1 protein-coding gene is annotated in these 1,394 nt (G+C 71.7%); it reads left to right on the top strand.

Annotated elements, in window-relative coordinates:
• Positions 1-185: 185 nt before the first annotated feature.
• The coding region (locus KN815_RS39345; RefSeq protein WP_216346597.1) for a glycosyltransferase family 4 protein at positions 186-1,394 on the top strand (1,209 nt) is incomplete at its 3' end.

The raw sequence follows: 1,394 nt of genomic DNA, 5'->3' as shown, positions 1-1,394 counted from the left end.
GTTGGTCACACCCCGAGTCTGCCAAGGCCACAAGGGTGCCTGCCCCGGGTGGGGGTCCTGAGCGGGGCTTCTTACCCCGCTCTCACCTTCTTCACGCGACCGGCTTACCGGGCCCGGACAGAGTGTCCGCTACGTTCCGGGGGGAAACTCGCCCCGGGGATGCAACCGGCCGGAGAAAATACCGCATGAAGATCGCATTCCTGCTGCACAACGCCTACGGGATCGGCGGAACGATCCGGACGACGATGAATCTCGCGACGGCGCTCGCCGACCGCCACGAGGTGGAGATCGTCTCGATGATGCGGCATCGCGAGACGCCGCGTTTCGCCCTCGACCCACGGGTGCGGCTGGTCCCCCTGGTGGACTTGCGTCCCGAGGGCGCGGACGCCAAGGACCCGCTGTTCTTCGAGGCCAGCCGGGACTTTCCGGCCGCCGAGAAGCGGCACCACCAGTACAACCGCCTGATCGACACGCGGGTCGCGGAGTATCTGCGCGGCTGCCCCGCCGATGTGATCATCGGCACTCGGCCGGGGGTGAACGTCTACATATCCCGCTTCGCCCCCCGTCGTGCGCTGCGCATCGCCCAGGAGCATCTGCGGCACGACGCGCACAGCAAGAAGCTGCGGCGGGAGCTGGCCTCGCACTACCGGCTGCTGGACGCCATCGTCACCACGACGGAGGCGGACGCCGCGGTCTACCGCGGGAAGATGCCGTTGCCGGGGGTGCGGACGCTGGCGATACCCAACAGCGTCCCCGAACCGGCCGTCGCCCCCTCCGAGGGCACCACACCGGTGATCGCGGCGGCCGGGCGGCTGGTCCGCGGCAAGCGCTTCGACCTGCTGATCGACGCCTTCGCGGAGGTCACGGCGAAGTTCCCGGCCTGGCGGCTGCGGATCTACGGCGGGGGCGCGGAAAAGGAGCGGCTGGCGGAGCACATCGAGCGGCTGGGCCTGTCCGGGAGCGCGGAGCTGATGGGGTCCTACTCCCCCATCGAGGCGGAGTTCGCGAAGGCGTCGCTGGTCGCGGTGGCCTCGGACGCCGAGTCGTTCGGAATGACGATCGTGGAGGCCATGCGCTGCGGGGTGCCGGTGGTGAGCACCGACTGCCCGCTCGGCCCCGCCGAGATCATCGAGGACGGGGTCACCGGGCGGCTCGTCCCCACCGGGGACAAGCACGCGCTGGCGAGCGCCCTGATGGAGCTGATGGCCGACGGCCCGGCCCGGCGGGCGATGGCCGCGGCCGCCCTGGAGAGCTCCCGGGCCTACGATCCCGCGCCGCTCGCCCAGCGCTACGAGCAGCTCTTCGAGGAGCTGCGGGCGAGCCAGCACGCCCGCTTCTGGGAGCGCGGCCGGGCCGCCGCCCGCGCCCGCCTGGGGCGCCTGGCCCGCCGCTTC

Source organism: Streptomyces niphimycinicus, from assembly GCF_018883605.1.
Lineage (GTDB): Bacteria > Actinomycetota > Actinomycetes > Streptomycetales > Streptomycetaceae > Streptomyces > Streptomyces niphimycinicus.
This window is presented reverse-complemented; position numbering and strand designations above follow the sequence as displayed.